25 protein-coding genes are annotated in these 26958 nt (G+C 58.5%); 13 read left to right on the top strand and 12 right to left on the bottom strand.

Annotation, left to right across the window (positions count from 1 at the left end):
- Positions 1–115: 115 nt before the first annotated feature.
- The 3 genes from OEU85_RS16630 to OEU85_RS16620 are packed head-to-tail and all read right to left on the bottom strand — an operon-like array spanning position 116 to position 3839.
- Complete coding sequence (locus OEU85_RS16630) at positions 116–1213, bottom strand: dipeptide epimerase (protein WP_262692649.1); 1098 nt, start codon at positions 1211–1213, stop codon at positions 116–118.
- Positions 1214–1234: 21 nt separating this feature from the next.
- A complete protein-coding gene (locus tag OEU85_RS16625; RefSeq protein ID WP_262692648.1) occupies positions 1235–2668 on the bottom strand; it encodes a C40 family peptidase in 1434 nt (477 codons plus the stop codon).
- Positions 2669–2678: 10 nt separating this feature from the next.
- Complete coding sequence (locus tag OEU85_RS16620; RefSeq protein WP_262692647.1) at positions 2679–3839, bottom strand: DUF819 family protein; 1161 nt, start codon at positions 3837–3839, stop codon at positions 2679–2681.
- 312 nt (positions 3840–4151) lie between these two features.
- Here OEU85_RS16620 and OEU85_RS16615 point away from each other — a divergent pair, with 312 nt between their 5' ends.
- Together OEU85_RS16615 and OEU85_RS16610 are read left to right on the top strand one after the other, a co-directional pair.
- On the top strand, positions 4152–7139 hold the full coding sequence (locus tag OEU85_RS16615) for a TonB-dependent receptor (protein WP_262692646.1): 2988 nt from the start codon (positions 4152–4154) through the stop codon (positions 7137–7139).
- Positions 7140–7255: 116 nt separating this feature from the next.
- A complete protein-coding gene (locus tag OEU85_RS16610) occupies positions 7256–7591 on the top strand; it encodes a hypothetical protein (RefSeq protein ID WP_262692645.1) in 336 nt (111 codons plus the stop codon).
- On the opposite strand, the gene bla is transcribed toward OEU85_RS16610, so the two are convergent.
- The 4 genes from bla to OEU85_RS16590 all read right to left on the bottom strand — a co-directional run bounded on the left by bla (position 7560) and on the right by OEU85_RS16590 (position 11617).
- Positions 7560–8300: a subclass B1 metallo-beta-lactamase gene (gene bla, locus OEU85_RS16605; RefSeq protein ID WP_262692644.1), complete on the bottom strand. Its 741-nt coding sequence runs from the start codon at positions 8298–8300 to the stop codon at positions 7560–7562. The two genes, OEU85_RS16610 and bla, sit on opposite strands and share 32 nt — an antisense overlap.
- Before the next feature lie 80 nt (positions 8301–8380).
- The gene (locus OEU85_RS16600; protein ID WP_262692643.1) at positions 8381–9352 is read right to left on the bottom strand and encodes an Hsp33 family molecular chaperone HslO; all 972 of its coding nucleotides are present in this window, start codon (positions 9350–9352) and stop codon (positions 8381–8383) included.
- A gap of 76 nt (positions 9353–9428) precedes the next feature.
- Positions 9429–10364 (bottom strand): ornithine carbamoyltransferase, encoded by a 936-nt coding sequence (gene argF / locus OEU85_RS16595; protein ID WP_262692642.1) that lies wholly within the window; start codon positions 10362–10364, stop codon positions 9429–9431.
- Positions 10365–10426: 62 nt separating this feature from the next.
- On the bottom strand, positions 10427–11617 hold the full coding sequence (locus OEU85_RS16590) for an aspartate aminotransferase family protein (RefSeq protein WP_262692641.1): 1191 nt from the start codon (positions 11615–11617) through the stop codon (positions 10427–10429).
- Between the two features lie 327 nt (positions 11618–11944).
- Between OEU85_RS16590 and OEU85_RS16585 the strand changes: the two genes are divergently transcribed.
- A complete protein-coding gene (locus OEU85_RS16585) occupies positions 11945–13291 on the top strand; it encodes a mechanosensitive ion channel family protein (protein ID WP_262692640.1) in 1347 nt (448 codons plus the stop codon).
- 7 nt (positions 13292–13298) lie between these two features.
- Here OEU85_RS16585 and OEU85_RS16580 read toward each other — a convergent pair whose 3' ends face one another.
- Positions 13299–14132: an ABC transporter permease gene (locus tag OEU85_RS16580; protein ID WP_394805443.1), complete on the bottom strand. Its 834-nt coding sequence runs from the start codon at positions 14130–14132 to the stop codon at positions 13299–13301.
- A 188-nt stretch (positions 14133–14320) separates the two neighbouring features.
- Here OEU85_RS16580 and OEU85_RS16575 point away from each other — a divergent pair, with 188 nt between their 5' ends.
- Together OEU85_RS16575 and OEU85_RS16570 are read left to right on the top strand one after the other, a co-directional pair.
- Positions 14321–14737 carry a GcrA family cell cycle regulator gene (locus OEU85_RS16575; RefSeq protein ID WP_262692638.1) on the top strand — a complete coding sequence of 139 codons (417 nt, stop codon included), beginning with the start codon at positions 14321–14323 and terminating at the stop codon, positions 14735–14737.
- A 121-nt stretch (positions 14738–14858) separates the two neighbouring features.
- Positions 14859–15335, top strand: a complete 477-nt coding sequence (locus OEU85_RS16570; protein WP_262692637.1) for a c-type cytochrome — start codon at positions 14859–14861, stop codon at positions 15333–15335.
- 60 nt (positions 15336–15395) lie between these two features.
- Here the strand turns inward: OEU85_RS16570 and OEU85_RS16565 are convergent, their stop codons facing one another.
- The 3 genes from OEU85_RS16565 to OEU85_RS16555 are packed head-to-tail and all read right to left on the bottom strand — an operon-like array spanning position 15396 to position 18003.
- Positions 15396–16049: a cytochrome b/b6 domain-containing protein gene (locus OEU85_RS16565; protein ID WP_262692636.1), complete on the bottom strand. Its 654-nt coding sequence runs from the start codon at positions 16047–16049 to the stop codon at positions 15396–15398.
- Complete coding sequence (locus OEU85_RS16560; protein WP_262692635.1) at positions 16046–17059, bottom strand: alpha-ketoacid dehydrogenase subunit beta; 1014 nt, start codon at positions 17057–17059, stop codon at positions 16046–16048. Before OEU85_RS16560 ends, OEU85_RS16565 begins: the two co-directional genes overlap by 4 nt.
- Positions 17059–18003 (bottom strand): thiamine pyrophosphate-dependent dehydrogenase E1 component subunit alpha, encoded by a 945-nt coding sequence (locus tag OEU85_RS16555; protein ID WP_262692634.1) that lies wholly within the window; start codon positions 18001–18003, stop codon positions 17059–17061. Before OEU85_RS16555 ends, OEU85_RS16560 begins: the two co-directional genes overlap by 1 nt.
- A 268-nt stretch (positions 18004–18271) precedes the next feature.
- On the opposite strand from OEU85_RS16555, the gene OEU85_RS16550 reads away from it, so the two are divergent.
- From OEU85_RS16550 to OEU85_RS16515, 8 genes are all read left to right on the top strand, one after another.
- Positions 18272–18724, top strand: a complete 453-nt coding sequence (locus OEU85_RS16550; protein ID WP_262692633.1) for an SUF system Fe-S cluster assembly regulator — start codon at positions 18272–18274, stop codon at positions 18722–18724.
- A gap of 61 nt (positions 18725–18785) precedes the next feature.
- Positions 18786–20255, top strand: a complete 1470-nt coding sequence (gene sufB / locus OEU85_RS16545; RefSeq protein ID WP_262692632.1) for a Fe-S cluster assembly protein SufB — start codon at positions 18786–18788, stop codon at positions 20253–20255.
- Between the two features lie 12 nt (positions 20256–20267).
- Positions 20268–21005, top strand: a complete 738-nt coding sequence (sufC, locus tag OEU85_RS16540) for a Fe-S cluster assembly ATPase SufC (RefSeq protein WP_317277435.1) — start codon at positions 20268–20270, stop codon at positions 21003–21005.
- A gap of 21 nt (positions 21006–21026) precedes the next feature.
- Positions 21027–22325 (top strand): Fe-S cluster assembly protein SufD, encoded by a 1299-nt coding sequence (gene sufD, locus OEU85_RS16535; protein WP_262692631.1) that lies wholly within the window; start codon positions 21027–21029, stop codon positions 22323–22325.
- 23 nt (positions 22326–22348) lie between these two features.
- Positions 22349–23593, top strand: coding sequence for a cysteine desulfurase (locus tag OEU85_RS16530; RefSeq protein ID WP_262692630.1), 1245 nt, complete (start codon positions 22349–22351; stop codon positions 23591–23593).
- Between the two features lie 26 nt (positions 23594–23619).
- Entirely contained in the window at positions 23620–24138 is a 519-nt protein-coding gene (locus OEU85_RS16525; RefSeq protein WP_262692629.1) for an SUF system Fe-S cluster assembly protein, read from the top strand.
- Positions 24139–24175: 37 nt separating this feature from the next.
- Positions 24176–24502, top strand: coding sequence for a HesB/IscA family protein (locus OEU85_RS16520; protein WP_262692628.1), 327 nt, complete (start codon positions 24176–24178; stop codon positions 24500–24502).
- A gap of 495 nt (positions 24503–24997) precedes the next feature.
- Positions 24998–26458, top strand: coding sequence for a TrkH family potassium uptake protein (locus OEU85_RS16515; RefSeq protein ID WP_449555797.1), 1461 nt, complete (start codon positions 24998–25000; stop codon positions 26456–26458).
- Positions 26459–26469: 11 nt separating this feature from the next.
- Here OEU85_RS16515 and arfB read toward each other — a convergent pair whose 3' ends face one another.
- Positions 26470–26892 carry an alternative ribosome rescue aminoacyl-tRNA hydrolase ArfB gene (arfB, locus tag OEU85_RS16510; RefSeq protein ID WP_262692626.1) on the bottom strand — a complete coding sequence of 141 codons (423 nt, stop codon included), beginning with the start codon at positions 26890–26892 and terminating at the stop codon, positions 26470–26472.
- Positions 26893–26958: the final 66 nt, after the last annotated feature.

The following is a 26958-nucleotide window of genomic DNA, read 5'->3' as shown; positions in this document are numbered from 1 at the left end:
TGCGAGATATGCGCGGGGAAACCCGGCTTTTGGGCAAAATCTGTGCGGGATGTGTGCGGGATGTGTGCGGGGAATAACAGCTTTTGTGCCATTATTCCTGCCTCATGTCGTGATGCTAGTCATCCAGCATTGTCAGGTGTTCGATATTCTTGATGCCAAGGCCCGGCGCGTCCGAGAGAGTGATCTCGGAGCCGTCGAAATTGGCGCCGCCGTCAACCGGGTTGAACTGACACAGCGACGGGCCGTCAAGGTCCGCCTTGGTGATCACGTTCGGCTTGGCAACCGCGAGATGCGCGGCGGCGGTGACGCTGATGCTGCTTTCCAGCATACAGCCGATCATGCATTCCACCCCGTAGATGGAGGCGATGTCAGCGATCTTGATCGCGTTTGAGATGCCGCCGGTTTTCATCAGCTTGATGTTGATGATGTCGGCCGCCTGCATCTGGATAAGTTCGATCACCTCGCGGGGGCCGAAGGTGCTTTCATCCGCCATCACCGGGGTGCGGACACGCTCGGTGATATATTTCATGCCCTTGAGGTCTTCGCCCTTGACCGGCTGTTCGATCAGCTCGAACTCGACGCCTGCGGCTTCCAGTTCGCGCAGCGCCGCCACAGTCTGGCGCGGCGACCAACCCTGGTTGGCATCAAGGCGCAGCAGAGCACGGTCCTTGACCGCCGCGTAAATCGCCTTCACGCGCTTGAGGTCCACGCCGATATCCTTGCCAACCTTGATCTTGAGCGTTTCATAGCCCATGTCGCAAGCGCGGATGCTGTCGGCAACCATCTTGTCGATATAATCCACGCTGATGGTCAGGTCGGTCGACAGGCGCGGCTGCCCGCCACCCAGAATTTTATAGAGCGGCGCATCATAATATTGCGCGAACAGGTCATAGATGGCGATCTCCACCGCCGCCTTGGCGGAGAAGTTGTTCACCAGCGCGCCCTGAATGATCTGCGTGATGTCATTGAGGTCAGTCACGTCCATGCCGATGAGCCGCGGCATGATAAAGGTGCGGATGGCGTCGAGGATAGAGCCATGGGTATCACCAGTGATCACCGCCGTCGCCGGGGCCTCGCCATAGCCCTTGTGGCCGCTGTCGGTCTCGATGATGATGATGACATCCTCGATGTGGTCGACCGTACGGAGAGCGGTCTTGAAAGGGGTGACAAGCGGCACCCGCAACATACCCAGTTTGTAGCCTGTGATTTTCATGAAAAGACCCTATCCCTCAGATCATCTGATCGATTTTACAGTATATACAGCGTCCACATAGGTGCGCTCGATGGAAGACTGGAGCGTCAGAAGCGGCGTGATCGACACGCCGTTGAGCGTGCCTTTGTAAATCTCGCCGTCGTCGCCCAGATAATTCAGCCCAGTCACGTCATGGATGACATATGGCTCACGCCCATCCTGCCCAAGGATCATCATCACATGGCCGGGGATATAAACAAGATCACCCACTTTGGCGGCGCGCAACACGTCGTGTTTGTCCGCACGCGGGGTGCCTTTTTCAAAACGCACATTCTGCCCGATGGCGCTTTTGCCCTGATCGCCGGAGTTGCGCGGCAGCAGGATACCCATGGAGCGGTAGACTTCCGAGACAAAGCCCGTGCAGTCCCGGCCGTTATAGCTGTGGCCCCAGCCATAGCGCTCGCCCAAAAACTTGAAGGCCTGCCGGATGATGTTTTCTTCCGTAAACGGCAGGTAGCCGATGTGCACATCCTGATTGCGCTGGATAAGCGCGTGGCGGAATTCAAGGCTGCCGTCATCAAGGCGTGTGGGCAGCACCACCATGTGGCCAAGATACGGGTTCTGGCCATAAAGGTTATGCGCCAGCGCCTCGGGCCGGTCGAGCGGTAGGCGCACGCCCATATCAAGCTGCACCTCGGATACCGATTTCAGCTCGGGGTTATAGACCGTGTGCACCTTGGCCCCCGTCACCACGAGGAAATTATCGGCGGCTTTATAGTCGAGGATCGCCTCTCGCGGCCCGATGGCAAGGTCCTTTTTCTGCACCCAGGCAATATAGTGGTAGCTTTGCACCAGATACCAGTCGCCGTCCGTGCTTTCATGCAGGATCACCACAGCATCGGTGGGGAACAGGGTCGATTCCTGAAAACGGTCAATATCAAAGTTGGCGACGCCTTCGCTGAATAACCGGTCCATGGTCGGATAGGTGCGCATCGGCGTACGCCTGACCGCCAGCGCAAACCGGAGCGGGACATTGTCCGCGACCGCGCCCTCGCCCAGCATGGCTTCATAGGCCGTAAAGTCGGCTTCCGAGACCCCATTACCGTTCATATAGATGCGCGGATAGGAAGGCACATTGCTGATGGAACGCAGGCGCTTTTTCACCTCCTCGCCCGAGAGCGAATCGGGAAAAGCGGCAAGGTCGAACATGGTCGGGTCTGTGTTGATGCTGTCCGCGTTCATGGCGCGGATTTCATCCGCGCTCTTGAGCACGTCGCTTGAAGCACCCTGGGTCCAGAAGTCTGTCGCGAGGTGTTTTTCCTCAACACCGATCACGTCGGAAACAAAGGGATCGGCAAGGCCTGCCATCACCGCGTCGCGCACCTGACCGGCATTTTGCTTCTGCTCCTCGCTGGGGCTGCATGACGGCAGCACCAGAAGGGCGGCAAGGGCAAGGCTTAGTTTTGAACGTGACATCAGAAACCTCTTAGAGCAGCGACAATATTTTACCGACCAGCAGGCCACCACCGGTACCAATGATATACCCCAGCATGGCCATCAGGACACCAATGGGGATAAGCAGCTGCGAATAGGCCGCAGCCAATATGGGCGCGGACGCCACCCCGCCGATGTTGGCGAGCGAGGCAATACCGCAGGAAAACAGGTCCAGCCGGAACAGTTTGGCCGCACCCACCATGGCAAGGCCGTGCACAGCCAGCACCATCAGCCCGGCGGCCACATAAAGTGGTGCCTCGGCAAGGCCGGCGAAATCCGCGCGCGAGGCGATAAGCCCGATGATGGCATAGAGCATGACATTCGCTACCTCGTTTGAACCCGCAATCCGGCCCATGGGTGTCATGGCAGCCACCACCCCGAGGATGGTGGCAATCAGCACCGCCCAGGTGGTGCCGGTGAAAAAGCTTGTGGCCGGCATCAGGCCCGCAAACGTCTGCGACAGGGCGCTTGCGGCCAGCGCAACACCGATCAGGAAGACCAGCGCCGTAAAATCAATCGGCGTCTCGTCCGCGCCCTCTGCCGCCTCGAGCCTGGCACCGATGCGGTCGATGGCCGCGGTGTCGCTTCTGGTCCAGCGGTTGAAGGCGGCGGCATAGGGCACCAGCGCCAGCAGCAGGATAACCCACAAGGCATAATCAACCGAATCCATCAGAAGCGTGTAGCCCATGGCGGTATCCGGCACACTCAGCGCGCCCTGAATGGCCGCCATATTGCCGGTGCCACCCATCCAGCTGCCGGAGAGGGCGGCAAAAGCCTTCCACGCGTCGGCAGGCAACCACGCCTTGAAGGCGGCGTAGGTGACAACAAAACCAATCCCGATACTGGTGGCCGACACAGCAAAGGCCAGCAGCATGCGCGGGCCAAGGCCGATAATCTTGCGCAAGTCCCCCTTCAGCAGCATCAGGAAAATCATCGCGGGCAACAGGTTGCCCTTCACGGAACTGTAGGTGGCGTTCACGCTGTCGGTCTGTTCCCACACACCAAAGGTCGCCATCAGCATGACAATGAAATAAAGCGCGACCACACCGGGCAGATAATCAAACAGGCGATGTTTTGTGCTGGTTTCCAGCATGCGGATGGCCCCGCCCACAAGCAGCAGAATCGCCAGATATGAAAATCCGTCTGTGATCAATGCAAAACCCTCCCTGTCATCCCCGGCAATAAACACCCCGCGTGGGTGCCTGATATTCTTTGTTCCTGTCAGTATTATCTATTAGTGCCACGTTCGGCCAGAAATGTGCCCGGAATTATTTATTCCAATTTCCCAGATTGGTTCTACCAGATAGAAACGTTGCAGAAAAGTCTCTTTTTCGGGCATTTTTGTGATGCCTGAAAGAAAAATTCTTTACAGAAGGAATAATTCGTCGCATAAATTATTCTTCCATATTCTTGTGGCGGGGCGGAGGGGCGCTGCCGCAGCAACATAAAGCGAATGGGTGAGGAAATGAACGCACGGAATTTGCGAAAATATGCATTGATACTGGGGATGGGGGTCAGTTGTGCCGCTCTCTCCACCGGCGGCGCCATGGCTGCCAACAGCGATGGTTCCATCAGCGGTCTTGTAGCAAGCGAGGCCAACACAGCGCTTTCGGGCGCAACCATCACGGTCCTGAACGAGGAAAACGGCTATCGCCGCTCTGTCACGGCAGACAACGCGGGCAAGTTCCGTTTTGCCCGCCTGCCGGTCGGCACCTACAGGGTGACGGTTTCCAAGGACGGTTACGAACGCGCGGTACTTGAGGACGTGCGTGTCTCCATCGGCGGCACCACCGACCTGAATGTTGCCATGAGCCTGGGTGACATGGCCATGGAGGAGATTATCGTCTCCGCCGGGGCGGTCTCGGGCATCAACATGACGACCACCGAATCGGCCTTCAATATTTCGGCGAACGCGCTTGAAGATCTGCCGATCGTGCGCTCCGCCGATGCGGTGGCGCTGCTGGCGCCCGGCGTTGTACAGGGCCCGGCCTTCGGCGGCATTTCCTTTGGCGGTGCATCGGTGGGGGAGAACTCCATCTTCGTCAATGGCCTCAATGTCTCGGACGTGGAAACCGGTGTTGGTTTCTCCGACGTGCCGTTTGCCATGTTCAAGGAATTCCAGGTCAAGACCGGTGGATATTCCGTTGAATTTGGCCGCACGACAGGCGGCGTTGTGAACGCGGTGCTGAAGTCGGGCACCAACGAATTCCACGGCGGCGGTGAAGTGTTCTGGGAACCACAGGCCCTGCGCGGTAATGCCCAGGACTTTTATAATCGCGACAATGACAAAACCATCTACAGAAGCGATGACGTTGAAAACAATTTCAAAGCCAACGTGCATCTGAGTGGCCCGATCATCAAGGACAAGGTCTTCTTCTACGCCCTGTTCCAGCCGCGCCTGAACAATGGCGAATTTTACAACACCACCGGCTCGTCTTTCTCTGACTATAAAGACAACACCGGCTTCTGGGGCGGCAAGGTTGACTGGTTCATCACCGACAATCATTCGATCGAAGGTTTTGTCTTCTCCGATAAATCCAAGGAAGTAACCGACCGCTTCCAGGACGGCACCTATGCCGAAACCGCGACATCAGAGCGTGGCGGCACCAACTGGGCGCTGACCTACACCGGCCAGTTCACCGATAATTTCACGGTGAAGGCGCTCTATGGTAATAACAAGCGCAATTCGGACGATTACACCAATATCTCGACCGAGTGTAACCGGGTGTATGACGACCGCGACGGCGTGGACGAACATATCGGCTGTACCACGCAGCTGCGGAACGACAACCGCATCAACTCGCGCGAGGCCATGCGGCTTGATATGGAATGGCAGCTTGACCGCCACCTGTTGCGTTTTGGCTTCGACCATGAAAAACGCACCACCTTCATGGAGCGGGCGTCCGTCGGGCCGGAGCAGGCCAACTTCACCATCGACGACACCCAGCCAGGTGACAGCGTGAACGACACCACGGTGCCGGACGGGGTATTTGCCTATGTGCTGGCGCGGCAGGAAATCCGCGGCGGTACCTTCGATGCCAATACGTCAGCAGCCTACCTTGAGGACATCTGGTCGGTCACCGACGAGCTGACGGCCACGCTTGGCGTGCGCTGGGACCGCTTCGACAGCAAGGACGCTGAAGGCAATTCCTTCATCAAGGTCTCCAACATGTTCTCGCCGCGCTTCGGGCTGGCATGGGATGTCAAGGGTGAAGGCAGCATGAAGCTTTATGCCAATGCGGGCCGCTACTATTTCCCGATCGCGAACGGCCTGGCCGCGCGTGAAGGCGGCGGCACCATCGACACCCGCACCTATTATGCACTGCAGGGCCTGCAGGAAAACGAAACGTCTTCGGGCCTGACGAACATCACACCTATCCTTGGCCAGCAGATCGGCCAGGTGGTGCAGTTCGGCAGTGGCGAGGGCCGCGACGACAAAGCCTTTGTGGTCGACCACGACCTTGAAGCCTCCTATCAGGATGAATTCATCCTCGGCTTCGAGATGCAGGTCAACGACAGCTGGGACTTCGGTGTACGCGGTATCTACCGTGAATTCCACGACGCCATTGAGGACATGCGCATTGATGTGGATGTGGCCGGCTGCGGCAACATCAGCAAATGGGTGTTCGGCAACGTGGGCCGCGAGCTGACCATCGATCACGACTGTGACACCGGCGGTGTGCAGACGGTCACGGTGGACCTTGGCGAAGCACAAAGCTTCGGCTACGATCTTGACGGCGACGGCAACCCGGACCCGATCGGCTCCGACCGCCCGATCCGCAAGTATCGCGCGCTTGAATTTGTTGCCAACCGTCACTGGGATGACACCTGGATGGCGCGTCTGTCCTACACCCTGTCGAAAAGCACGGGTAACTATGAGGGCGGCGTCAACTCCGACACCGGCAACGATATCCCGGGCTGGACCGAATCAGGCGATGACGTGATGTTCATCAACTCGAACTACGGCATGCTGGCGAATGACCACCGTCACCAGTTCAAGGCGTACGGCGCCTATGCCATCACGCCTGACCTGACGATGGGTGCGAACTTCTCCATGATCTCGGGCGCGCCGATCAACGCCCGCGCTTACGGCAACCCGTTCAACACCCAGACGCGGAAAGAAGGCAACTATCTTTGTGTCGATAACTGCCTTGACCCGGGTGATGGCATCTGGACGAGCCAGGACCGTGTGTTTGAATATATTGAACGGGGCCAGTATGGCCGCACGCCATGGCAGGTTCGTCTTGACCTCAGCCTTGATTACACGACCGAGTTCAACGGCTTTGAAGTGTATGCCGGCCTTGATGTCTTCAACGTGTTGAACACGCAGAAAGCCTACCGGCTTTATGAGATCATCACCGACAGCTTCGATGGTCCTAACGAAGACTTCCTCGCGGTTCGCACGGCGGCTCAGCCGCGGGCGGTCCGTCTCAATGTCGGCTTCAAGTTCTAGGCCGGCAGCGTTTCCCGTGTTTTGAGTACCACCAACAAAACCATATGTTCCGAGTCATCAAAAGGGCGCCTTACCGGGCGCCCTTCTTTTTTTGGATGGGCGGCCACTGCCATATCATGGCTGCGCAAGGGGGTGCCGCGGCGAGCCGTGGCCCGCATGTGGTGAAATGGTATTTTCTTTATGAAGCAGGCGCGCGCGGCCAGGCTCGGCTCATGTTTGAACGTACCATCAAAAAGGTGGCCATGCTGCCCGGCCTGCTGACCGACACGAGCCCGCACCGGCTTGCGGTTTTTTTTCCGCTGGATGGCGCTCATCTGGTCGCTGATCGCGCTGTTGTTCGCCACCGAAGGTTATGTGCTGAGCCGGTATCGGGGCGGCACGCAGGCTTGGTGGCCGTCGGCCGGTCAGGATCCTCGCCGCTCAGGGCTGCGCTGTCAGGTGGGCTTCAATAAGGTCGGCTGTATGGCTCAGGAGCACGGCATCCCCCGTTTCGCCGTGCCCCGGTACCACGATTTCAGCGGTACCATATTGCCTGATGATCAGCTCCATCGCGTCGGCCCAGGCCAGCGGGTCGCCTTCCTTGAAATAGCCAAGGTCCTTGCTGGTGCCACCCCGCACGACGCACCCGCCAAAAAGCAGGTCCAGTGCTGGCAGCCACACAACCAGGTTGTCTGCCGTATGACCCACACCGGGGTACATGATCTCCAAGGGGCCGAGCCGTGTTTTCGCGCCTGCCTTATGTGCTATATCCAATGTCTCGGCGGGAACGGCAAGGCCCCACTGTGGCACCAGCGCACGTGTCGCCTCAGACGCATAAAACGGTATGCCCCTGCGGGCGAAAACGTCCGCACCAGCCGCACGGTCGGCGTGAGAATGGGTGGCAACGGCGGCGGCGACAGGCAAGCCAAAGCGCTCGTCAATCAGGTCCAGCAGGGTTTCGGTATTCTCGTCCCCCCAGGCGCTATCGACCAGATAGAGCTGGTCACCGTCACGCACGATCAGCCCGTTGGACGCAACCCGGTTCCCGTTATAATCATGGAAAGAAACATGGCGCCAGACACCGTCGGCCAGCCGGTTGATAACCACATCGCCGTCATCTGCCCGCCCCTGCGTGCTTGTGAACAAAAAAACCAGAAACAGTGCGGTGAAAAATGTGCGCATCTCGTGCCCCCCATATACCAATGCCACCGGTTTCACAGCAAATATGGGCGAAAAGAGGGAAACTGCAACAGGAAAGCGGATTACTGGCCGCGCGCCTCGTCGGCCGTGAACTCAAAAGTCTTGTTACAGAACTGGCAGTTCATGCCGATTTTACCGTCCTTGACCATCTCGTTGATCTCGTCCTCACCAAACTGACCGAGAACCGCGAGCAGACGTTCGCGCTCACACCGGCACCCCTTGACAAGATGGGCGCTTTCAAACACCCGTACACCGTCTTCGTGATAAAGCCGGTATAAAAGCTGGTCCAGGTCCAGCGCCGGGTCAAGAAGCTCTGCTTCCTTGACGCTGTGCATCAGGATCGACGCACGCTCCCACTGTTCCTTGGTTTCGCGGTCAAGGATACGCTGCTGCCCCACTTCACCGCGCGCCAGATGCTGCACCATGATCCCGCCCGAACGCCAGTTGCCGGTCACCGCGTCCCGTTCGCAACTGAGTCGAAGTTCGGTTGGCGTCTGTTCGCTGCTCATGAAATAGTTGCGCGCCACGTCCGACAGGCTCGCGCCCGCAAGGTCAACAATACCCTGATAGCGGTCCATATCCGCGCCCTGATCAATGGTCAGCGCCAGATAGCCGTCCTTGTTGCCGACAAGCCCTTCGAAGCTGGGATTCTTGCCGTAGGTTGCCAGTCGTTTCGCATCAAGCTGGGCATAGCCGCGCAACCGGCCAGTACCATCACCCCCGGTTTCAAAATCCGCCACCATCATTGGCACCGGGCCTTTGGATTTGGTCTGCAGGGTAACGATACCGTCAAACTTGAGGATGGAGCCAAGCAGGCTTGCGAGCGTCAGCAGCTCGCCAAGGATACGGGCAACCGGGTCCGGGTAATTATGGTCCGAGAGAATCTGGTCCGTCACGGTGCCAAGGCGCACGGCACGGCCCCGCACGTCCATGCCTTCAATGGCAAAGGGGCGCACTTCATTGTCGCGGCTACCTTCCGGGTCCGGCACGACGATGGGGCGCTGCACGCTGTCTTCAGGAGGCATATCAACCATGGCACAAACTCTCTTTCAGCGCGGCGGGGAATATTGCATCCCGCCGCGCCGGTCATTCACACTGTTGCCGGGGCTTTTATAACTTCCCGAGGCACCATGCAAGGATGGCTTTTTGGGCGTGCAGGCGGTTTTCCGCCTCATCCCACACCACAGACTGCGGGCCATCCAGCACATTGTTGGTGACCTCTTCGCCCCGGTGCGCGGGCAGACAATGCAAAAAGAGCGCGTCATCCGCCGCCTTGCTCATCAGCTCGCGGTTGACCTGAAACGGCTCAAGCGCCCGCACGCGGGAACCGGTGCGGTCATCGCCCATGGAAACCCATGTGTCGGTAATCACGGCGTCGGCGTCCCACACAGCCTCTTCGGCGTTGGTGACAACGCGCACGTCACCACCTTCGGCTTCTGCCCAGGAGAGCACGTCATCATAAGGCGCGAAAGCGTCCGGGCAGCCAAGCACAAGCGAAAAATCAAATTTCACCGCCGCTTCGATAAGCGAGGTGGCCACATTGTTGCCATCGCCGACCCAGGCCACTTTTTTGCCGCTGATGGGGCCGCGGTGTTCCTCGATTGTCATGATATCGGCCATCAGCTGGCAGGGATGTGATCGGTTGGTGAGCGCGTTGATCACCGGCACCGTCCCTTCTTCCGCCAGCTCGAGCACCGCTTCATGCGTGTTGGCGCGGATCATGATAGCATCCACATAGCGGCTCATGACCTTGGCGGTGTCGGACGTGGTTTCCCCGCGCCCCAGTTGCATGGAATTACCTTGCAGGATAAGGGGCATTGCCCCGAGCTGGCGTGTTGCCACTTCAAAGCTGATGCGGGTGCGTGTCGATGATTTTTCAAAAATCATCGCGAGGTTATAGCCCGCGAGGACCGCCCCTTCGTCTACCTTGCCCTTGGGCCAGCCGCGTCGCGCTTCTTTCCACTCCCTTGCTGTATCAATGATCAGCCGCAGGTCTGCGGCCGGTATATCCTTGAGATCAAGAAAGTGGTTGGGCTTGGTAGTCATGATGTCATTTCCTCTTGAAACGGAGCCCGGGAACCATCCACCGGGCTGGTGATTGCCTTTGCTTAGGCAGGCAAACCTTTTTCGCGCCAGTCATTCATGGCGCTGTCAAGCTTCTCGATGGCTTCATCAAGATGCTCGTCTTCAATAATCAGCGGCGGCAGCATGCGCAGTACCATGTCACCAGCAACGGCCGGACACATACCACGATCGATCATGTCGATCACAGCGGCGCGGGTTGGCACATCTGGCATGCGCAGGCCTGCCATCAGGCCGATGCCGCGCACTTCCGAGATAAAATCGCCATGTTTTTGCTGCAGGGCGCCCAGGCGGGCCTGAAGCTTGTCGCCCATGTCGCGCACGCGCTCAAGGAAGCCGGGTGCCAGCATTTCATCCAGCACCGCATTGCCGACCGCCATCGCCAGCGGGTTGCCTCCATAGGTGCTGCCGTGGGTGCCGACGGTCATGCCGGAAGCCGCTTCTTCGGTCGCGAGGCAGGCGCCAAGCGGGAAACCACCGCCAATGCCTTTGGCCGCGGTGACAATGTCAGGCGTGATGCCCGCCCATTCGTGGGCGAACAGTTTGCCGGTGCGGCCCATGCCGCATTGGATCTCATCCAGCACCAGCAACAGGCCATGTTCATCACAAAGGTCGCGCAGGGCCTTCATCTGCTCAGCGCTCAGCGGGCGGATACCACCCTCGCCCTGCACGGGCTCCACCATGATGCCGCCGGTCTCGGGGCCGATGGCGGCCTTCACCGCCTCGATATCGCCAAAAGGCACCACATCAAAACCGTCCGGCAGCGGTTCAAAACCCTTGGTCAGCTTTTCCTGGCCTGCCGCAGCGATACCCGCCAGCGTACGGCCATGGAAGGCGTTTGCCATGGTAACCAGCCGGTATTTGCCCTTGTTGCCTTTGTCATAATGGTATTTGCGCACCATCTTGATCGCACATTCAATGGCTTCCGCGCCCGAGTTGGTGAAAAACACCGTATCGGCAAAACTTGCGTCTGTCAGGCGCTGCGCCAGCTTGGCCCCAAGCGGAATTTCATAGGTGTTGGCCGTGTGCCAGAGCTTTGCTGCCTGATCCTGCACCGCTTTCACCAGCGTGGGGTGTGAGTGACCAAGGCACATAACGCCGATACCGGCATAGAAATCGAGATATTTCTTGCCGTTTTCGTCAAACAGATACATGCCTTCACCGCGCTCAAACGCAACGGGAATACGGGAATATACTGGCATCAGGGGCGTGATCACGTCTCTCTCCTTGGGAACCTTTTCTGGTTCTCGGTCTTATGCTTTATCGGGGCCCTTCCCCTCCCTCCCGCTTATTTTGACCTTGGCGACAGAAAGGCGACAGCCGGGACGCGTGTCGCACCCCGGCTTGAGGGCCAGAGGATGCCGGGGAGAGGCCGGTAAGTCAATGGGGTGACGCGGCGGAAACGGGGCTTTTTCGCTTTATTTTCTATTGCCGGAAGAAACTCAGGATTACCCACCAAACGTCGCGCTTTCATGGCGCTTTAAAAGTTTCGCCGCATTCCCGCCCCACGTTCAGGCTATGGTATCGTCAGTTAAGAGGAAACCATGATCACTCACGGATATGGGGGCATTATGCACGTGCGGGCTTTTTTTCTGACGATCTTCCTTGGGCTGGCCTGTGCCATCGGTAGCGCGCACGCGCAGGAGGTCTCGCTTGACCGCAGCGATGCGGCGATCGAGGCGCAGATTGAGGCGATTTACGCCAACTATGAGCATTTTCGCGGGGTCACCGTGGAGGCGGACGCGGGCGTGGTTACCCTCTCGGGCACGGTGCTGGAGACCGACCTGATCACCGAAGCCGAGGAGCTGGCGCAAAAGGTTGAGGGTGTGATCGCGGTCAGAAACCACCTTGTGCTCGACACCTCGGTGCGCGAGCGCGTGCGCCCGGCGCTTGAGCGGGTGGGCGACCGTGCGCTGCAGGCCGTCAGCCTGATCCCCCTGCTTGCCGTTGGGGTGGCGGTTTTTTTCCTTGTTATTCTCGTCGGCTATGTCGTCACACGCTTTGACTGGCCCTATAGCCGCATCGCGCCCAATGCCTTTGTCGAAAACCTCCTGCGCCAGCTTGTGCGCATTGTCTTTTTCATCGCAGCTTTTGTCATCGCGCTTGATATCATCGGTGCGACGGCGCTTCTGGGCACCATCCTTGGCGCGGCAGGCATCGTGGGGCTTGCCATCGGTTTTGCGGTGCAGGACACCATCGAGAATTATATCGCCAGCATTATGCTCTCCATCCGCCAGCCGTTCCGCCCCAACGACCTTGTGCGCGTGGATGAGTTCGAGGGCCGGGTCATGCGGCTGACCTCGCGCGCGACCATATTGATGACGCAGGAGGGCAACCATGTGCGCATCCCGAATGCCAAGGTGTTCAAGGGGGTGATCACCAATTATACCCGCGCGCCCGAACGGCGCTTCCACTTCACCCTTGGCATCAATGCGGACGGCGATATCGAGCGCGCCATCTATCTGGGGCTTGAAGCACTTGGCTCGCTCGCCTTTGTGCTGAAGGATCCCGCCCCCATGGTGCGCGTCGAGGAAGTGGGCGATTCGAGCATCATCATCTGGTTTGGCGGCTGGATCGACCAGCGCACGACCAATTTTTTCGCCGCACGCGGTGAGGCGATCCGTGTGACGAAAGATGCAATGGAAGCCGGCGGGCTTGAACTGCCGGAGCCGATCTATCGCCTCAAGTTTGAGGGGACAGCGGCCGATATCGCGCCCGTCACGGAGCTAGCAGCACCGCCAGCGCCGACAGCACCAACCCGCAAAGATGCCGCGCCTAAAGCGTCGCTACCGCAAGCTGGGCAGGAAGACCCGGTGATGGAAAAGGTGGAAGCCGAGCGCGACACCCACGACCCCGACGATCTCCTGAGCGAACACGCTGCGCAGGAGTGAAGCCAGCCTACGCCTTCAGGCGGTAACCGGTCTTGAACACACGGTAGACCGCGAAGATCAGCACGAGATTGATGCCAAGCGTGTAGGCAAAGCCGGTCAGCAGGCTGCTGTCCGCCTGGTCGATAAAACCATAGCGGAAACCGTCGATCATATAGAAAAACGGGTTCATATGGCTGAAGACCTGCCAGCTGGTGGACAACCGCTCAATGGAATAGAAAGTGCCCGAGAGCAGGCTCAGCGGTGCGATGACAAAATTGGTGATAGCGGCGGCATGGTCGAACTTCTCCGCCCAGATGCCGGTCAGCACCCCCACAAGCGCCAGCATGGTGCTGGCAGCCACGGCAAAATAGATGATCGGCCAGATATGGGCGACCTGCATGGTCACACCTGGCATCAGGGTAAAGGCAAGGCCGACCGACAAACCAACGGCCAGACCACGGGTCACGCCGCCACCGACAAAGCCAAGCGTCAGCTCAAGCGCAGAAAGCGGCGGCATCAGCGTGTCGACGATATTGCCCTGCACCTTGGCAATAAGGATTGAGCTTGAGGTGTTGGCAAAAGCGTTTTGCAGTATCGCCATGACGATCAGCCCGGGGGCGAGGAACTGCGCATATTCAAGACCGGCGATTTGTCGCCCGGCACCGCCAAGCGCGAGGGTGAAAATTACCATGAACAGAATGGTGGTCACCGCCGGCGCCGCCAGCGTCTGCGCCCAAACCTTCATGAAACGGCGGGTTTCGCGCATGTAAAGGGTCCAGAGGCCCCGCCAGTTGACAGCCCCGATGGTGCGGGCGCCCAGATCGGGGTAGCTGTCCGTTTTGTAATGCAGGGTCGCGCTCATGGGACTTGTTCCTTCCGCTGTCATGCTTATCTCTTGTAAAATCCCGCCCGGAATTCTGGCCGAATGGCCGGCAACACCATATGGGGATGAATGTTCCCTTGGCAAGAGGGCCTGTTGGGCGATATAAGCGGGGAAAGACTCGGAGGCGCCCTCAAGGCCGCCCTTCATAAAAAGACAAGGATACCATCATGGCATGGACGGACGACCGCATTGATCAGCTCAAGAAACTGTGGGACGACGGCTTGAGCGCAAGCCAGATCGCCAAGGAGCTTGGTGAAGGCGTCACCCGCAACGCGGTTATCGGCAAGGCGCACCGGCTGGGGCTGAAGTCCCGCCCGTCACCGGTAAAGACCGATAAGGAAAAGAAAAAAGCGGCACCAAAGCGCGTGGCGAAGAAGGCAGACAAACAGCTTGTCTCGCTGCTCGACCTGACGGACCGCATGTGCAAGTGGCCGCTTGGCCACCCTGGCGACGCGGATTTCCACTTCTGTGGCAAGGCCAGCGAGCCGGGCATGCCCTACTGTGCCGGTCACTGCGCGGAAGCCTATCAGGCACAGCCGCCACGCCGCGATCGCCGCCAGCAACAGCAAAAAGTGATTCTCTGATTCGAGTCGGCTTTTCCGCCGCACCGATCCGGCCATCACAATTTTGTCAGCATTGAGCGCTTGCCCAGAAATGGGCAGGCGCTAAGCTTATGCGCAAAATCCGGCATCCTTGGAGGGGTACATGCAAAAGACAGTTAAGCGTAAATTGATTACAGGCGCGGCCGCCCTGTCCGTGCTTCTGGCCAGCGGCGTAAGCTTTGCCCATGGTGAAGAGGAAGAAAAGCGCTTCGCAGAATCGCAGTATCGTCACGATATCATGATGATCACAAAATATGCCCTTGGTAATATTTTGCAGCATTTGCGGGGCACGGCGGATCAGGAAGGCGATGTTGCCAAATTTGCGGAAATGATGGCCATGTCGGCCGCCATGGCGAAGACCGCGTTTGAAAAAGACACCCGCGGCATGGAGGGCAAGACCGACGCCAAAGGCGACATCTGGGAAAATTGGGCAGATTTCTCTGACCGCCTCGACAAATATGAAGCTGACACTGCCGCGCTTGCAGAGGCCGCCAAGTCAGGCGATATGGGCCAGATTGCGCCAGCCTTCAAGAAGGCGACAAGCAACTGCAAATCCTGTCATGACGAATATCGAAAATAGTCTTTAAGACCAGCCCGGACCGGGTAAAGCGCGCGGCTGCGGCTTGCGCGCTTTTTTTTACTAGAAAACGCTGAACCACACCCCGGCAGCGACAATAACAAAAAGCCCCAGCGCCAGAAACGGACTGCGCATTTTAGGCGCTGCTGTGCCTTGGGCCACCTGCTTTTTGCCGGTGATCATCGGGCTGATGAGATTGGCACGACGAATGAGGGCATACGCCGCAATCGCCAGCAAATGCAATCCCACAAGCCCCAGAAGCGTATAGCCGATCCATTCATGGATTTCAGTCAGACCCTCTGCCAGGTCGCTATCAATAGTGTGCGCCAGCGGGCCTTCAAAAAACATCGCATCGGTGCCGTAAAGCCCCAGAATAGGCTGCGCCAGCAACAGCATGAGCAGCAGCGCGACCGAAACCGCGCCAAGCGGGTTATGGCCCACGCGGGTGTATGGCGCGCGGCGGAATGCCTTGCCCAGATACCGCAAGGTCGCGCCGGGCCCCCTGACAAAATGGCTGAAGCGCGCGGTGTCACTACCCACGATGCCCCAGAGGATGCGCCAGATGACCAGCGTCAGGATAGCCACGCCGGAATAGATGTGAATGTCGGCATAGATGCCGAATTTATCCTGAAACGCAGAGTATGCTGACAGCGTAAACAGGATAACAAGCACCCAGTGAAACAGGCGAACACCGCCGTCCCATACCTTGACCTTCATACCGGCCCCCTTGTCAGCATGGTTTTGACTGCCGTGACAATGTCCCCCGCATGCGGCAACCATGCCGCCTCGGCCGCGCGGCCATAAGGCACCGGGGTATGCAGGGGTGTCAGCGCCTTGGGTGCCGCGCGCAGGCTGTCGAAGCCTTCCTGCGCCGCCAATGCCAGTACAGCGTCGGCAAAGCCCGCGAAAGCCGCGCCCTCATCCACCACCAGCAAGCGCCCGGTTTTTTTAAGACTGGCAAGTATCAGTTGGGAATCGAGTGGCTGGACCGTGCGCGGGTCTATCACTTCAGCCTGCACACCCCCTGCCGCCAATTGACCCGCAGCCTTTTGAGCCTGATGCAACATCGCCGAGAGCGCCACAATCGTCACGTCGTCGCCCTCGCACACCACACGACCTTCACCAAGCCTTACCGGTGGCAGTTCGTCGACCAACTCGCTCTCAAAGCCATATAGGCCCTTGTGCTCCAACAGCACCACCGGGCTATCGCTCGCCACCGCTGATTTGAGCAGCCCGGCAGCATCCGACGCCGTCGCCGGGCATGCCACCACAAGGCCGGGGAGCGATGCCACAAGGCCGTGCAGGGACTGGCTGTGCGTGGCGCCCGAACCGTCGCCCGCCCCCATGGTGGTGCGGATAACCAACGGCAGTTTGACCCTCCCGTTTGAGAGAAACCGCAGTTTGGCTGTCTGGTTCATCAACTGGTCAAAACACACGCCAAGGAAATCACAAAACATCACTTCGACGATGGGCCTGAGGCCTGTCATCGCCGCACCCGCGGCCATGCCAAGGAAAGCAGCCTCCGAGATGGGGGTATCAATCACCCGCTCGCGGCCAAACACGCCCGCAAGGCCCCGGGTTACGCCGAAGGCGCCGCCAAGTTCGGTCGTGCCCTCGCCCTCGGTGCTGCCAACAATATCTTCACCAATGACAACCACGCGGCTATCGGCAGCCATCACCGCGTGATGGGCCTTGTTCAGCGCCTCTGCAATCGTCACCCTTGCCATCAAACGCCTCCCGCCGCCTGCCATGCCGCGAGCGCCTGACCACTGATGTCCTTGCTTTTCTCTGCCTTGGCGATAACACCCTCGGCCTTCAGCCTGGCCGTGATGGCAAAGCTCTCCAACTCATCGGCCTTGGCCCCCATCTTGATAAGCATGTCATGCACGCGCGGGAGCGGGTCACTGCGCTCGCCGCGCTGGCGGTAGGGTTCTGCGTCACCGTGATAATGGCCGGAGAGACGGATGACCTTGGCCTCAATAAACGCCGGGCTACCGGTTTTACGCACCCAGCCAACCATACGGTCAGCCGCTTTCATCATCGCGGCCGGGTCCTGCCCGTCCACCTGATCAGCAGCGAGGCCAAACGCGCGTGCGCGGCCAATCAGCGAGCCTGCGGTGGCGTAACTGGCAGCGGTTGACTGGCCAAAACCATTGTTGATCACCACAAACAGAAGCGGCAGGTTCAGCGCAACCGCCAGATTAAGCGTTTCCTGCACCGCGCCCTGATTCACCGCGCCGTCCCCCATGAAGGTCGCAGCGATGCCACCTGTGCCAAGCGTTTTGGCGCTGAGCGCTGCACCAGCAGCCAGCGGCACCTGCCCACCGACAATGCCATTGGAGGTCAGAAAACCGTTTTCGGGCGCCATCAGATGCTGGGTTCCGCCAAGGCCGTCGGACAAGCCACCCTTGCGGCCCAGAATTTCCCGCGCGAGCGCAAGGGGGTCCACGCCGCATGCCAGCGCGAGGCCATGGCTGCGGTGCGAACCGGTAACCTGATCCTTCAGCATGTCAAGCAGGCTGATCACCGCAAGCTCCGCAAGCTCGGCACCCGAATTGAGATGCACAAGGCCGGGCACATGCCCCGCATCGGCGCTGGCGGCAACCCGGTCTTCAAAGGCACGGATAAACAGCGCCTTTTCATACAAATTTTTAAGTTCGCCCAAATCCATAAGTGCGTGCGTTTCCCTCGCGGACATCGTTCATATGTAAAGCCAATTTTCTTCGGTGTTAACCATGATGCTTATCAAAATGACAATAAAGAGGTGCAATCATTGCAGAAATACGCCATAAGCCCACCAAACCCGCATGAAATTGCCATTGACTCATGGGGTCCACTCCCCATATGTAAATCATGAGTAATTTGGTAGGAATTAGCGAGAATGCCCGGAAAAGCTTGGGTTTGCCCGCTGACCCGAGAATCATACAAGGACACACGCCGTGATTCGGCTGACCAATTTAGCAGATTATGCCGTGGTGTTGATGTGCGAGATGACGCACACGGATAACCGCGTGAGCGCGCAGGATCTCTCCGCCGCCACCAGTATACCGGCACCCACAGTCGCCAAAATCCTCAATGCGCTGGGCCGGGCGGAGCTTCTTAAATCCCACCGCGGGCTGAAGGGTGGCTTTGCACTGGCGCGCAAGGCGGATGAGATTACGGTCGCGGATATTATCGAAGCCATTGATGGCCCGATCTCGCTGACCCACTGTGCCGAAACCGGCACCAGCGACTGCTGCTTTGACGATATCTGCCAGATGCGTCCGCGCTGGCAGGTGATCAACAGCGCGGTCAAGGGTGCACTCGCAGATGTGAAACTGTCTGCCATTGCCACGCACGGCAGTGGTGAAGAATTAGCCGCACGTTTTGAAAAGCGCGCGCAAATGGCCTGACGGGAAAACCCTGTCGTGCCGCAGTACAAGAGTTTGAACTTTGATGTAAGGAGCCGCCGTTATGGCTGGAACCGCTGAAGCCCAAAAACAGATCGCCGAAGTCACCGGTGACTATAAATATGGTTTTGTCACCGACATCGATATGGACATGGCACCCAAGGGCCTGTCCGAGGATGTGATCCGCTTTATCTCGGCCAAAAAGGAAGAGCCTGCGTGGATGCTGGAGTGGCGCCTGAAGGCTTACCGGGCCTGGTTGAAGATGGACGAGCCGGACTGGGCCAAGGTGAGCTTCCCCAAGATCGACTATCAGGACGCCTATTATTTCGCCGCGCCGAAGAAAAAAGATGGCCCCAAAAGCCTTGATGAGGTAGACCCCGAGCTTCTCGCAACCTATGCGAAACTTGGCATTCCGATCCGCGAGCAGGAAGTGCTGGCGGGTGTGCAGGGGTCCGCAAAAGTTGCTGTTGATGCCGTGTTCGACAGCGTGTCTGTCGCTACCACCTTCCGCGAGGAACTGAAAAAAGCTGGCGTGATCTTCATGTCGATCAGTGAGGCCATTCGCGAATATCCCGAGATGGTCAAAAAATACCTCGCGACCGTGGTGCCAGTCAGGGACAATTATTTTGCTGCGCTCAACTGCGCTGTGTTCACCGACGGCACCTTTGTTTATGTGCCCAAGGGTGTGCGCTGCCCGATGGAGCTTTCGACCTATTTCCGCATCAATGCCGAAAATACCGGCCAGTTTGAACGCACGCTGATTGTGGCCGACGAAGGCTCCTATGTCTCTTACCTTGAGGGCTGCACCGCGCCGATGCGCGATGAGAACCAGTTGCATGCCGCTGTCGTGGAACTGATCGCGCTGGATGATGCCGAGATCAAATATTCAACCGTGCAGAACTGGTACCCGGGCGACAAAGAGGGCAAGGGCGGCATCTATAACTTCGTGACCAAACGCGCGCTGTGCAAAGGCAAGAACTCGAAAGTAAGCTGGACCCAGGTTGAGACCGGCTCTGCCGTCACCTGGAAATACCCAAGCTGCATCCTCGCAGGCGAAGGCAGCGTGGGTGAGTTCTACTCGGTCGCCGTGACCAACAATTACCAGCAGGCCGACACCGGCACCAAGATGATCCATATGGCGCCCAACACACGGTCCACGATCATCTCGAAGGGTATCTCGGCAGGCAAGTCGCAGAACACCTACCGGGGCCTTGTGAAGGTGCTGTCGGGGGCGGAGAATGTGCGCAACTATACCCAGTGCGACAGCCTTCTGGTCTCCAGCGAGAGCGGCGCACACACGGTGCCCTATATCGAAGTCAAGAACCCCACCGCGCAGATCGAGCATGAGGCCACCACCTCCAAGATCTCGGAAGACCAGATGTTTTATTGCCGGGCGCGCGGGCTTGGGGAAGAAGAAGCCGTGGCGATGATCGTCAACGGTTTCTGCAAGGAAGTAATGCAACACCTGCCAATGGAATTTGCCGTAGAAGCCCAGAAGCTTCTCGGTATCTCCCTTGAAGGCAGCGTGGGTTAAGGACGGATAGTTATGCTGAATATCAAAGACCTTCACGTCAGCGTCGGCGACAAGGAAATCGTCAAGGGCCTGAACCTTGAGATCAAGGCGGGGGAAACCCACGCCATCATGGGCCTGAATGGCGCCGGCAAATCCACGCTGGCCGCGGCTATCGCTGGCCGGGATGACTATGAGGTCACGTCCGGCTCGATCGAGTTTGGCGGCAAGGACATGCTGGCCCTTGAGCCGCACGAGCGCGTGGGCGAGGGTCTGTTCCTCGGCTTCCAGTACCCGGTTGAAATTCCCGGCGTCTCCAACCTCAATTTCCTGCGGACCGCGCTCAACAGCGTACGCAAATATCGCGGGGAAGCGGAGATGTCAGCGGCTGAATTCATGAAGCTGGTGCGCGAGAAAGCCAAAGCGCTCAACATGGACCCCGAGATGCTGAAGCGTTTTGTGAACGTGGGCTTCTCGGGCGGCGAGAAAAAGCGCAACGAGATGGTACAGATGGCAGTGCTGGACCCCAAGCTGGCCATCCTTGACGAGACCGATTCAGGTCTTGATATCGATGCGCTCAAAACCGTGGCGGAGGGCATCAACACCCAGCGCCGCAAGGATACCGCCATTCTGCTGATCACCCACTACCAGCGCCTCTTATCCTACGTGCAACCGGATGTGGTGCATGTGATGATCGATGGCCGCATCGTGAAATCGGGCGGCAAGGAACTGGCGCTTGAGCTGGAAGAAAAAGGCTACGCTGACGTTGCCTAAACGCGCTGGGACAGGACAAATATGCAAGACGAACTGACAACCGGATATAGCGCGCAAGCGGCCGCCCTTAAGGGAACGGTGCCGGGCGCTGATGACCTGCGCGCCCAGGCCATGACGGATTTTGGCACCCACGGCTTCCCGCATGCCAGGGCCGAAGACTGGCGCTATAGCGACCTGAAGGCCCTGCGCGCCAATGTTTACGCACCGGCGGAGGCACCGGAAGCCATGCCGACCATACCCGCCTCCATGGGCGACACAGCGGCACGGTTTGTTTTTGTGAACGGCCGCTATCAGGAAGACCTGTCCGACCTTGGCGACCTGTGGCAAGCGGCATCGATCCGCCCGCTGGCGAACCATTTCACCTCAAACGCCGCCCGGCTGGATGAACTGGTGCGCGGCGAGGACGGGGTTTCGCTTCTGAACACTGCGCTTTTGCGCGACGGCATGGTGATTTCCGTGCCGGCAGGGGTTGAGGTCGACGACCCGGTCGAGATCGTGCATGTCATGACAGAGGCTGCAGGCAGGGCCGCGCACCTCCGCCATGTGATCGAGCTTGGTGAGGGTGCCAAACTATCTGTGTTTGAGCGGTTCATTGGTGACGATAGCGCCTATTGGCAAAATATCATCCTGCAGGCCCGCATTGCCGAAGGCGCGAATCTCGGCCATATCCGACTGCAGGAAGAGGGTGCGAGCGCGCTGCATACCGCCAAGGTGTATGCCAATGTGGATGCGGTCGGCGAGTACCGCTGCGCCAATATGACCGCAGGCGGCAAGATGGCGCGCTTCGAAGCGCATGTGCGGCTTTTGGGCGAAGAAGCCCATGCCACCGTTGACGGCGTGGCATTGACCGCCACCGGACAGGTGCACGACACGCTGACACATGTGAACCATGTGGTGCCGTTTGCCACCAGCGACCAGATTTTCCGCACCGTTGCCGACGCACGCGGCAAAACCTCCTTCGCGGGCAAGGTAACGGTGGCGAAAGACGCGCAGAAAACCGCCGCAGACCAGAGCTTCAAGGCACTGGTGTTTGATCGCACGGCGGAAGCGAACGCAAAGCCGGAGCTTGAAATTTTTGCCGACGATGTCAAATGCAGCCACGGGGCCACCGTGGGTGAGCTGGACGCCAAGGCGATCTTTTACCTGACCTCGCGCGGCATTGACCCGGTCACAGCGCGCCGCATGCTGGTGGAGGCCTTTACCGCTGGCGCGCTGGAGCGTGTGGCATTCGATGAAATCCGCGACGCGATGATGGACCGTATCGGGACATGGATGGCCACCCGCGCGGACCGCGCCATCCCGGAAGTACGGGAAGCCTAAGGCCAACAGGCACAAGGAAAGTGATGAACACACAGTCAGTCATAAAACCCGGCCTTGGTGTCGAGAAGATCAAAGCGGATTTCCCGATCCTCGCCCGCGAGGTCTACGGCAAGCCGCTCACCTTCCTTGATACAGCCGCCAGCGCGCAAAAACCCCGTGCCGTGATCGAGGCCGAGACCGCGCTTTATGAAGGCTACTACGCCAACATCCACCGCGGGGTCTATAAGTTCAGTCAGGACGCGACCGAAGCCTATGAAGCCAACCGTGAGACGGTGCGCACGTTCATTAACGCCGAAAAAGCGCGCGAATGCATTTTCGTGCGCGGCGCAACGGAAGGCATCAACCTTGTCGCCCAAACCTGGGGCCGCGCGAATGTTGGCAAAGGTGATGCGATTATCCTGAGCTATATGGAGCACCATTCGAACATCGTGCCGTGGCAGATGCTGGCCGAGGAAAAGGGGGCTGCCATCAAGGTCATCCCCATGTTCGATGATGGCTCGCTCGATATGGAAACCTACAAGTCGCTTTTGTCTGACCGCACAAAAATTGTCGCCGTCGGCCATATCTCAAACGCCATCGGCGTGATGAACCCGGTGAAGGAAATCGCCCGCCTGGCCCATGAGGCCGGTGCCGTGATCCTCATTGACGGTTGCCAGGCAGCGCCGCACCTCAAGGTCGATGTGCGCGACATCGATGCCGACTTTTACGCCTTCTCCGCCCACAAGGCTTACGGCCCCACAGGCATTGGCGTGATTTACGGCAGGGAAAAACTCCTGGACGCCATGCCACCATGGCAGGGTGGCGGAGACATGATCTCCACCGTGACCTTCGAGAAGACGACCTACAACGACCTGCCGCACAAGTTTGAGGCTGGCACGCCCAACATTGCGGGCGGTATCGCCATGAAAGTGGCGCTTGATTACATCACGTCGCTCGGGCACGCCAATATCGTCGCGCACGAGCATGAACTATTGGAGTATGCCACCCGCGAGCTTTCGGCCTTCAACAGCCTGAAGATTATCGGCACCGCGCCCGAGAAGGGGGCGATCATCAGCTTCACCATGCAGCACGCCCACCCGCATGATATCGGCACTATTCTGGACAGGCAGGGCATCGCCGTGCGCGCCGGGCACCACTGCGCACAGCCGGTGATGGACCGTTTTGGTATCCCCGGCACCGTGCGCGCCAGCTTTGGCATATATAACGACAAAACCGATGTGGACCGCCTTGTTGCGGGCCTCAAGAAAGTTGTGGACATCTTTGGATGATGGATAACGAGCAAAAAAGAGACGTTATGGACGTCAGCGCCCCTTCAGGTGACAACTATCCGGCGGAGAACATGCCGAAGAAGGATGTAGAACGCCCCAGAGTGGACCAACCGGGCGTTAGCCCGCAGGAAGGCGGCTATTTCCTCAACAAGTTCCTGGAGGGCGACGCCGAGAAAAAAGCCGCCGGGGACGCGACCGCAGAAACCAAAAGCGAACCAGTTGGTGACCAGCCTTCCTCAAAGGAAGAGCTTGAGGCCAATATCATCGCGGCTCTGCAGGAAATCTACGACCCCGAGATCCCGGTTAACATCTATGAACTGGGGCTGATTTACGGTGTCGATATTGACGACGAGCGGCGCGTGCGCGTGACCATGACCCTGACAACCCCGCATTGCCCCGTGGCCGAAAGCATGCCGGGCGAGGTGGAGTTGAAAGTCAACACGGTCCCTGGCGTAAACGGTTGCGACGTGGCGCTCGTATGGGAACCGGCGTGGGATATGTCGAAAATGACCGACGAAGCCCGGCTTGAACTCGGCCTGCTTTAGTCCCACCTTTAGAGAATGATGAAACGAGGTTTTTAAAGTGGCAGTGATCAACATTACAGATAAGGCGGCAGACCATATCCGCGCGCTGCTCGCCAAAAGCGAAACGGCTGTCGGCATCAAGCTTGGCACCAGCACCCATGGCTGTTCGGGCCTTGGTTATACGGTGGATTATGTTGAAGAGCCCGCGGAAGACGACGAAGTGGTTGAGGACAAAGGCGTGAAAGTTTTTGTCGACCGTAAGTCGCTCCTGTTCCTTCTGGGCACAGAAATGGACTGGGAGGACAGCATGTTCTCAACCGGCTTCAAGTTCAGCAACCCCAATGAAAAAGGCCGCTGCGGTTGCGGCGAAAGCTTCCACGTCTGATATTGTTTACGCCACGGGATCACCAAGGCTGACTATCAGTTTCATCGCAGGGTTATGCGGGCGATGCGCGCCGGGACGGATTGCCAATAAGTATATACTGACGTTGCTTCGCCAGCGTCTTGTTCCTGTTTCCGGGCGGCGAAATGTTTATCATATGTCTCGTACTGGGGCCGGTCCCAATCCATTTTTTCATGCCCGGAAAAGTGCAGCTCTTTTGTCGGCGGTAAAAACAGCTCCGGATGAGCTGAAAGGAAACTGTGCAATGCCGTTGTGCCAGCTTTCTGCACACCGGCGATAAGGCCCGAAAGCCGCTTAGGCCTTTTCAGGATTACCTTAAAGTCCTGCAATACCATAAGCTGACAACACAGCATTTGACAAATGTCCGGCCTTGCCGTCTTCTGGTCACCGCAGGCCTTTGCCTGCCAACCCGTGACAGCTGAAAGGGAAATGCCCGCGCGATCCACGCGCCAGCCCGAAACCGCCATGACACTCCCGATGCGCCTAAATCCTATCATCCATGTGCTGGGGCTCATGCTTACGAGCCTTGCCGTTACCATGGCCATACCCGCCATTGCAGAAGAGATGATGACCGGCCAAATGCCGTATGAATTTATCTTCTCAGCGTCTTTTTGCGCGTCGGTCGGGCTGATGGCGGTATTTGCCACGCGTGACAACCAGCCCTTCAGCCTGGATGTAAAACAGGCTTTCCTGCTGACCGCGCTGTCGTGGATCGTGTTGCCCCTGTTTGCCGCCCTGCCTCTTATGGGGCTTGGCCTGTCACCAGAGATTGGCCTCAACTTCACCGATGCGGTGTTCGAGACTGTCTCCGGTCTGACAACCACCGGTTCCACAGTGATGAGCGGGCTTGATGACCTTTTGCCGGGCCTCCTGCTGTGGCGCTCGCTGCTGCAATGGATCGGCGGGGTGGGCATCATCGTCATGGCCATTATCATGCTGCCGTTTCTGCGCATTGGCGGCATGCAGCTTTTTAAAACCGAGAGCTCCGACAAGTCGGAAAAAATCATGCCACAGGCTGCCAGTATGGTGAAATGGATCATGGGGGTTTACGCAGGGCTGACGGTGCTGGCCACCATCATCTTCATGCTGACCGGCATGAGCGGCTTTGACGCCGTTAACCACGCCATGACGGCGCTGTCGACCGGCGGCTACAGCACCCATGATGCCAGCTTCGGCTATTTCACCAACCTGTCAACCCAGTGGGCGGGTACACTTTTTATGCTGGCGGGTGGCCTGCCGTTTATCAGCTATATCAAATTTGTGCGCGGCCACCGGCGGCCCTTCCTGTCGGACCCACAAATCCAGACATTCATCCGCTTCCTTGCCGTGGTGATCATCATCATGACGGCATGGCTGATGAAACGTCAGGACCTCTCGCTTTTTGGTGCGCTGACGCTTACCGCTTTTAACGTTGTGTCGGTTGTCACCACGACGGGCTTTGCCTCCACCGACTATACGACGTGGGGCCCGGCGGCCGCAGCGGCCTTTTTCATCCTCACCTTCGTGGGGGGCTGCGCGGGCTCAACCTCCGGCGCGATCAAAATTTACCGCTTCCAGGTGCTGTGGGTGACGATGCGCGAACAGCTCTCGAAGCTCGCGAGCCCCAACCGCGTGGTGATCATGCGCTACCACGGCAGCCGCCTGCCGCCGGAATTGCCGGTTTCGGTGCTGGCGTTCCTTGCGGTCTTCCTTGCGTCCGTGACCCTCGTGACCATAATCCTGACCATCCTTGAGATCGACTTTGTCACCGCGCTCACCGCCAGTGCCACCGCCATCACCAATGTGGGGCCGGGACTTGGGCCCATTATTGGCCCTGCGGGTAATTTCGCCAGCCTGCCGATTGCTGCCAAATGGGTGCTGTCGTTCGCCATGCTGCTTGGGCGACTGGAGATTTTCACCCTGCTTCTGCTGTTTGATCCGCACTTCTGGCGCGATTAAGGCGGGAAAGGTTAGTCTACAATCTTCAGCTTGCCGCGCATCTTCTTGCGCTCGCCAGTGGTTTTTTTTGTCGTGATGCGGCGCTCCTTCGAGCCTTTTGAGGGCTTGGTCGGCACGCGGAACTTGGGTTTCCTGCTCGCCTTTTCCAGCATTTCCACCAGCCGCTTTGTTGCTGCGCGCTTGTTGTCGATCTGGCTGCGGCTTTCTTCTGCCGTCAGCACAATCACCCCGTCCTGTGTCATGCGACTGCCCGCAAATTTACGCAGGCGCACAAACATCTCACTACTGATAGCCGTGCACGCGCGCGCGTCGAACCTCAGTTCCACAGCGGTCGAGACCTTGTTGACATGCTGCCCGCCCGGCCCGGATGCCCGCTTGGCCGACAGCTGAATTTCAGCTTCATCAATCTTGATATGGGGTGCAATCTCGATCATGCGGGGACTGTAAGGCAAGCTAACAATGGGCGCAAACCGTTCTTCATCCGCTATTTCATCCTTCTA

It is taken from the genome of Kordiimonas aestuarii (assembly GCF_025574465.1).
In the GTDB taxonomy this organism is placed as follows: domain Bacteria; phylum Pseudomonadota; class Alphaproteobacteria; order Sphingomonadales; family Kordiimonadaceae; genus Kordiimonas; species Kordiimonas aestuarii.
The sequence above is the reverse complement of the archived record's forward strand: the minus strand, read 5'-3'. Positions and strand labels throughout refer to the sequence as shown.

Excerpts from the sequence above, each read along its gene's own strand:
- OEU85_RS16630 (WP_262692649.1), bottom strand. The coding sequence starts at position 1,213 with ATGAAAATCACAGGCTACAAACTGGGTATGTTGCGGGTGCCGCTTGTC.
- OEU85_RS16625 (WP_262692648.1), bottom strand. The coding sequence starts at position 2,668 with ATGTCACGTTCAAAACTAAGCCTTGCCCTTGCCGCCCTTCTGGTGCTG.
- OEU85_RS16615 (WP_262692646.1), top strand. The coding sequence starts at position 4,152 with ATGAACGCACGGAATTTGCGAAAATATGCATTGATACTGGGGATGGGG.
- OEU85_RS16610 (WP_262692645.1), top strand. The coding sequence starts at position 7,256 with ATGGCTGCGCAAGGGGGTGCCGCGGCGAGCCGTGGCCCGCATGTGGTG.
- bla (WP_262692644.1), bottom strand. The coding sequence starts at position 8,300 with ATGCGCACATTTTTCACCGCACTGTTTCTGGTTTTTTTGTTCACAAGC.
- OEU85_RS16600 (WP_262692643.1), bottom strand. The coding sequence starts at position 9,352 with ATGGTTGATATGCCTCCTGAAGACAGCGTGCAGCGCCCCATCGTCGTG.
- argF (WP_262692642.1), bottom strand. The coding sequence starts at position 10,364 with ATGACTACCAAGCCCAACCACTTTCTTGATCTCAAGGATATACCGGCC.
- OEU85_RS16585 (WP_262692640.1), top strand. The coding sequence starts at position 11,945 with ATGATCACTCACGGATATGGGGGCATTATGCACGTGCGGGCTTTTTTT.
- OEU85_RS16580 (WP_394805443.1), bottom strand. The coding sequence starts at position 14,132 with ATGAGCGCGACCCTGCATTACAAAACGGACAGCTACCCCGATCTGGGC.
- OEU85_RS16575 (WP_262692638.1), top strand. The coding sequence starts at position 14,321 with ATGGCATGGACGGACGACCGCATTGATCAGCTCAAGAAACTGTGGGAC.
- OEU85_RS16570 (WP_262692637.1), top strand. The coding sequence starts at position 14,859 with ATGCAAAAGACAGTTAAGCGTAAATTGATTACAGGCGCGGCCGCCCTG.
- OEU85_RS16565 (WP_262692636.1), bottom strand. The coding sequence starts at position 16,049 with ATGAAGGTCAAGGTATGGGACGGCGGTGTTCGCCTGTTTCACTGGGTG.
- OEU85_RS16560 (WP_262692635.1), bottom strand. The coding sequence starts at position 17,059 with ATGGCAAGGGTGACGATTGCAGAGGCGCTGAACAAGGCCCATCACGCG.
- OEU85_RS16555 (WP_262692634.1), bottom strand. The coding sequence starts at position 18,003 with ATGGATTTGGGCGAACTTAAAAATTTGTATGAAAAGGCGCTGTTTATC.
- sufB (WP_262692632.1), top strand. The coding sequence starts at position 18,786 with ATGGCTGGAACCGCTGAAGCCCAAAAACAGATCGCCGAAGTCACCGGT.
- sufC (WP_317277435.1), top strand. The coding sequence starts at position 20,268 with ATGCTGAATATCAAAGACCTTCACGTCAGCGTCGGCGACAAGGAAATC.
- sufD (WP_262692631.1), top strand. The coding sequence starts at position 21,027 with ATGCAAGACGAACTGACAACCGGATATAGCGCGCAAGCGGCCGCCCTT.
- OEU85_RS16530 (WP_262692630.1), top strand. The coding sequence starts at position 22,349 with ATGAACACACAGTCAGTCATAAAACCCGGCCTTGGTGTCGAGAAGATC.
- OEU85_RS16525 (WP_262692629.1), top strand. The coding sequence starts at position 23,620 with ATGGACGTCAGCGCCCCTTCAGGTGACAACTATCCGGCGGAGAACATG.
- OEU85_RS16515 (WP_449555797.1), top strand. The coding sequence starts at position 24,998 with ATGCGCCTAAATCCTATCATCCATGTGCTGGGGCTCATGCTTACGAGC.
- arfB (WP_262692626.1), bottom strand. The coding sequence starts at position 26,892 with ATGATCGAGATTGCACCCCATATCAAGATTGATGAAGCTGAAATTCAG.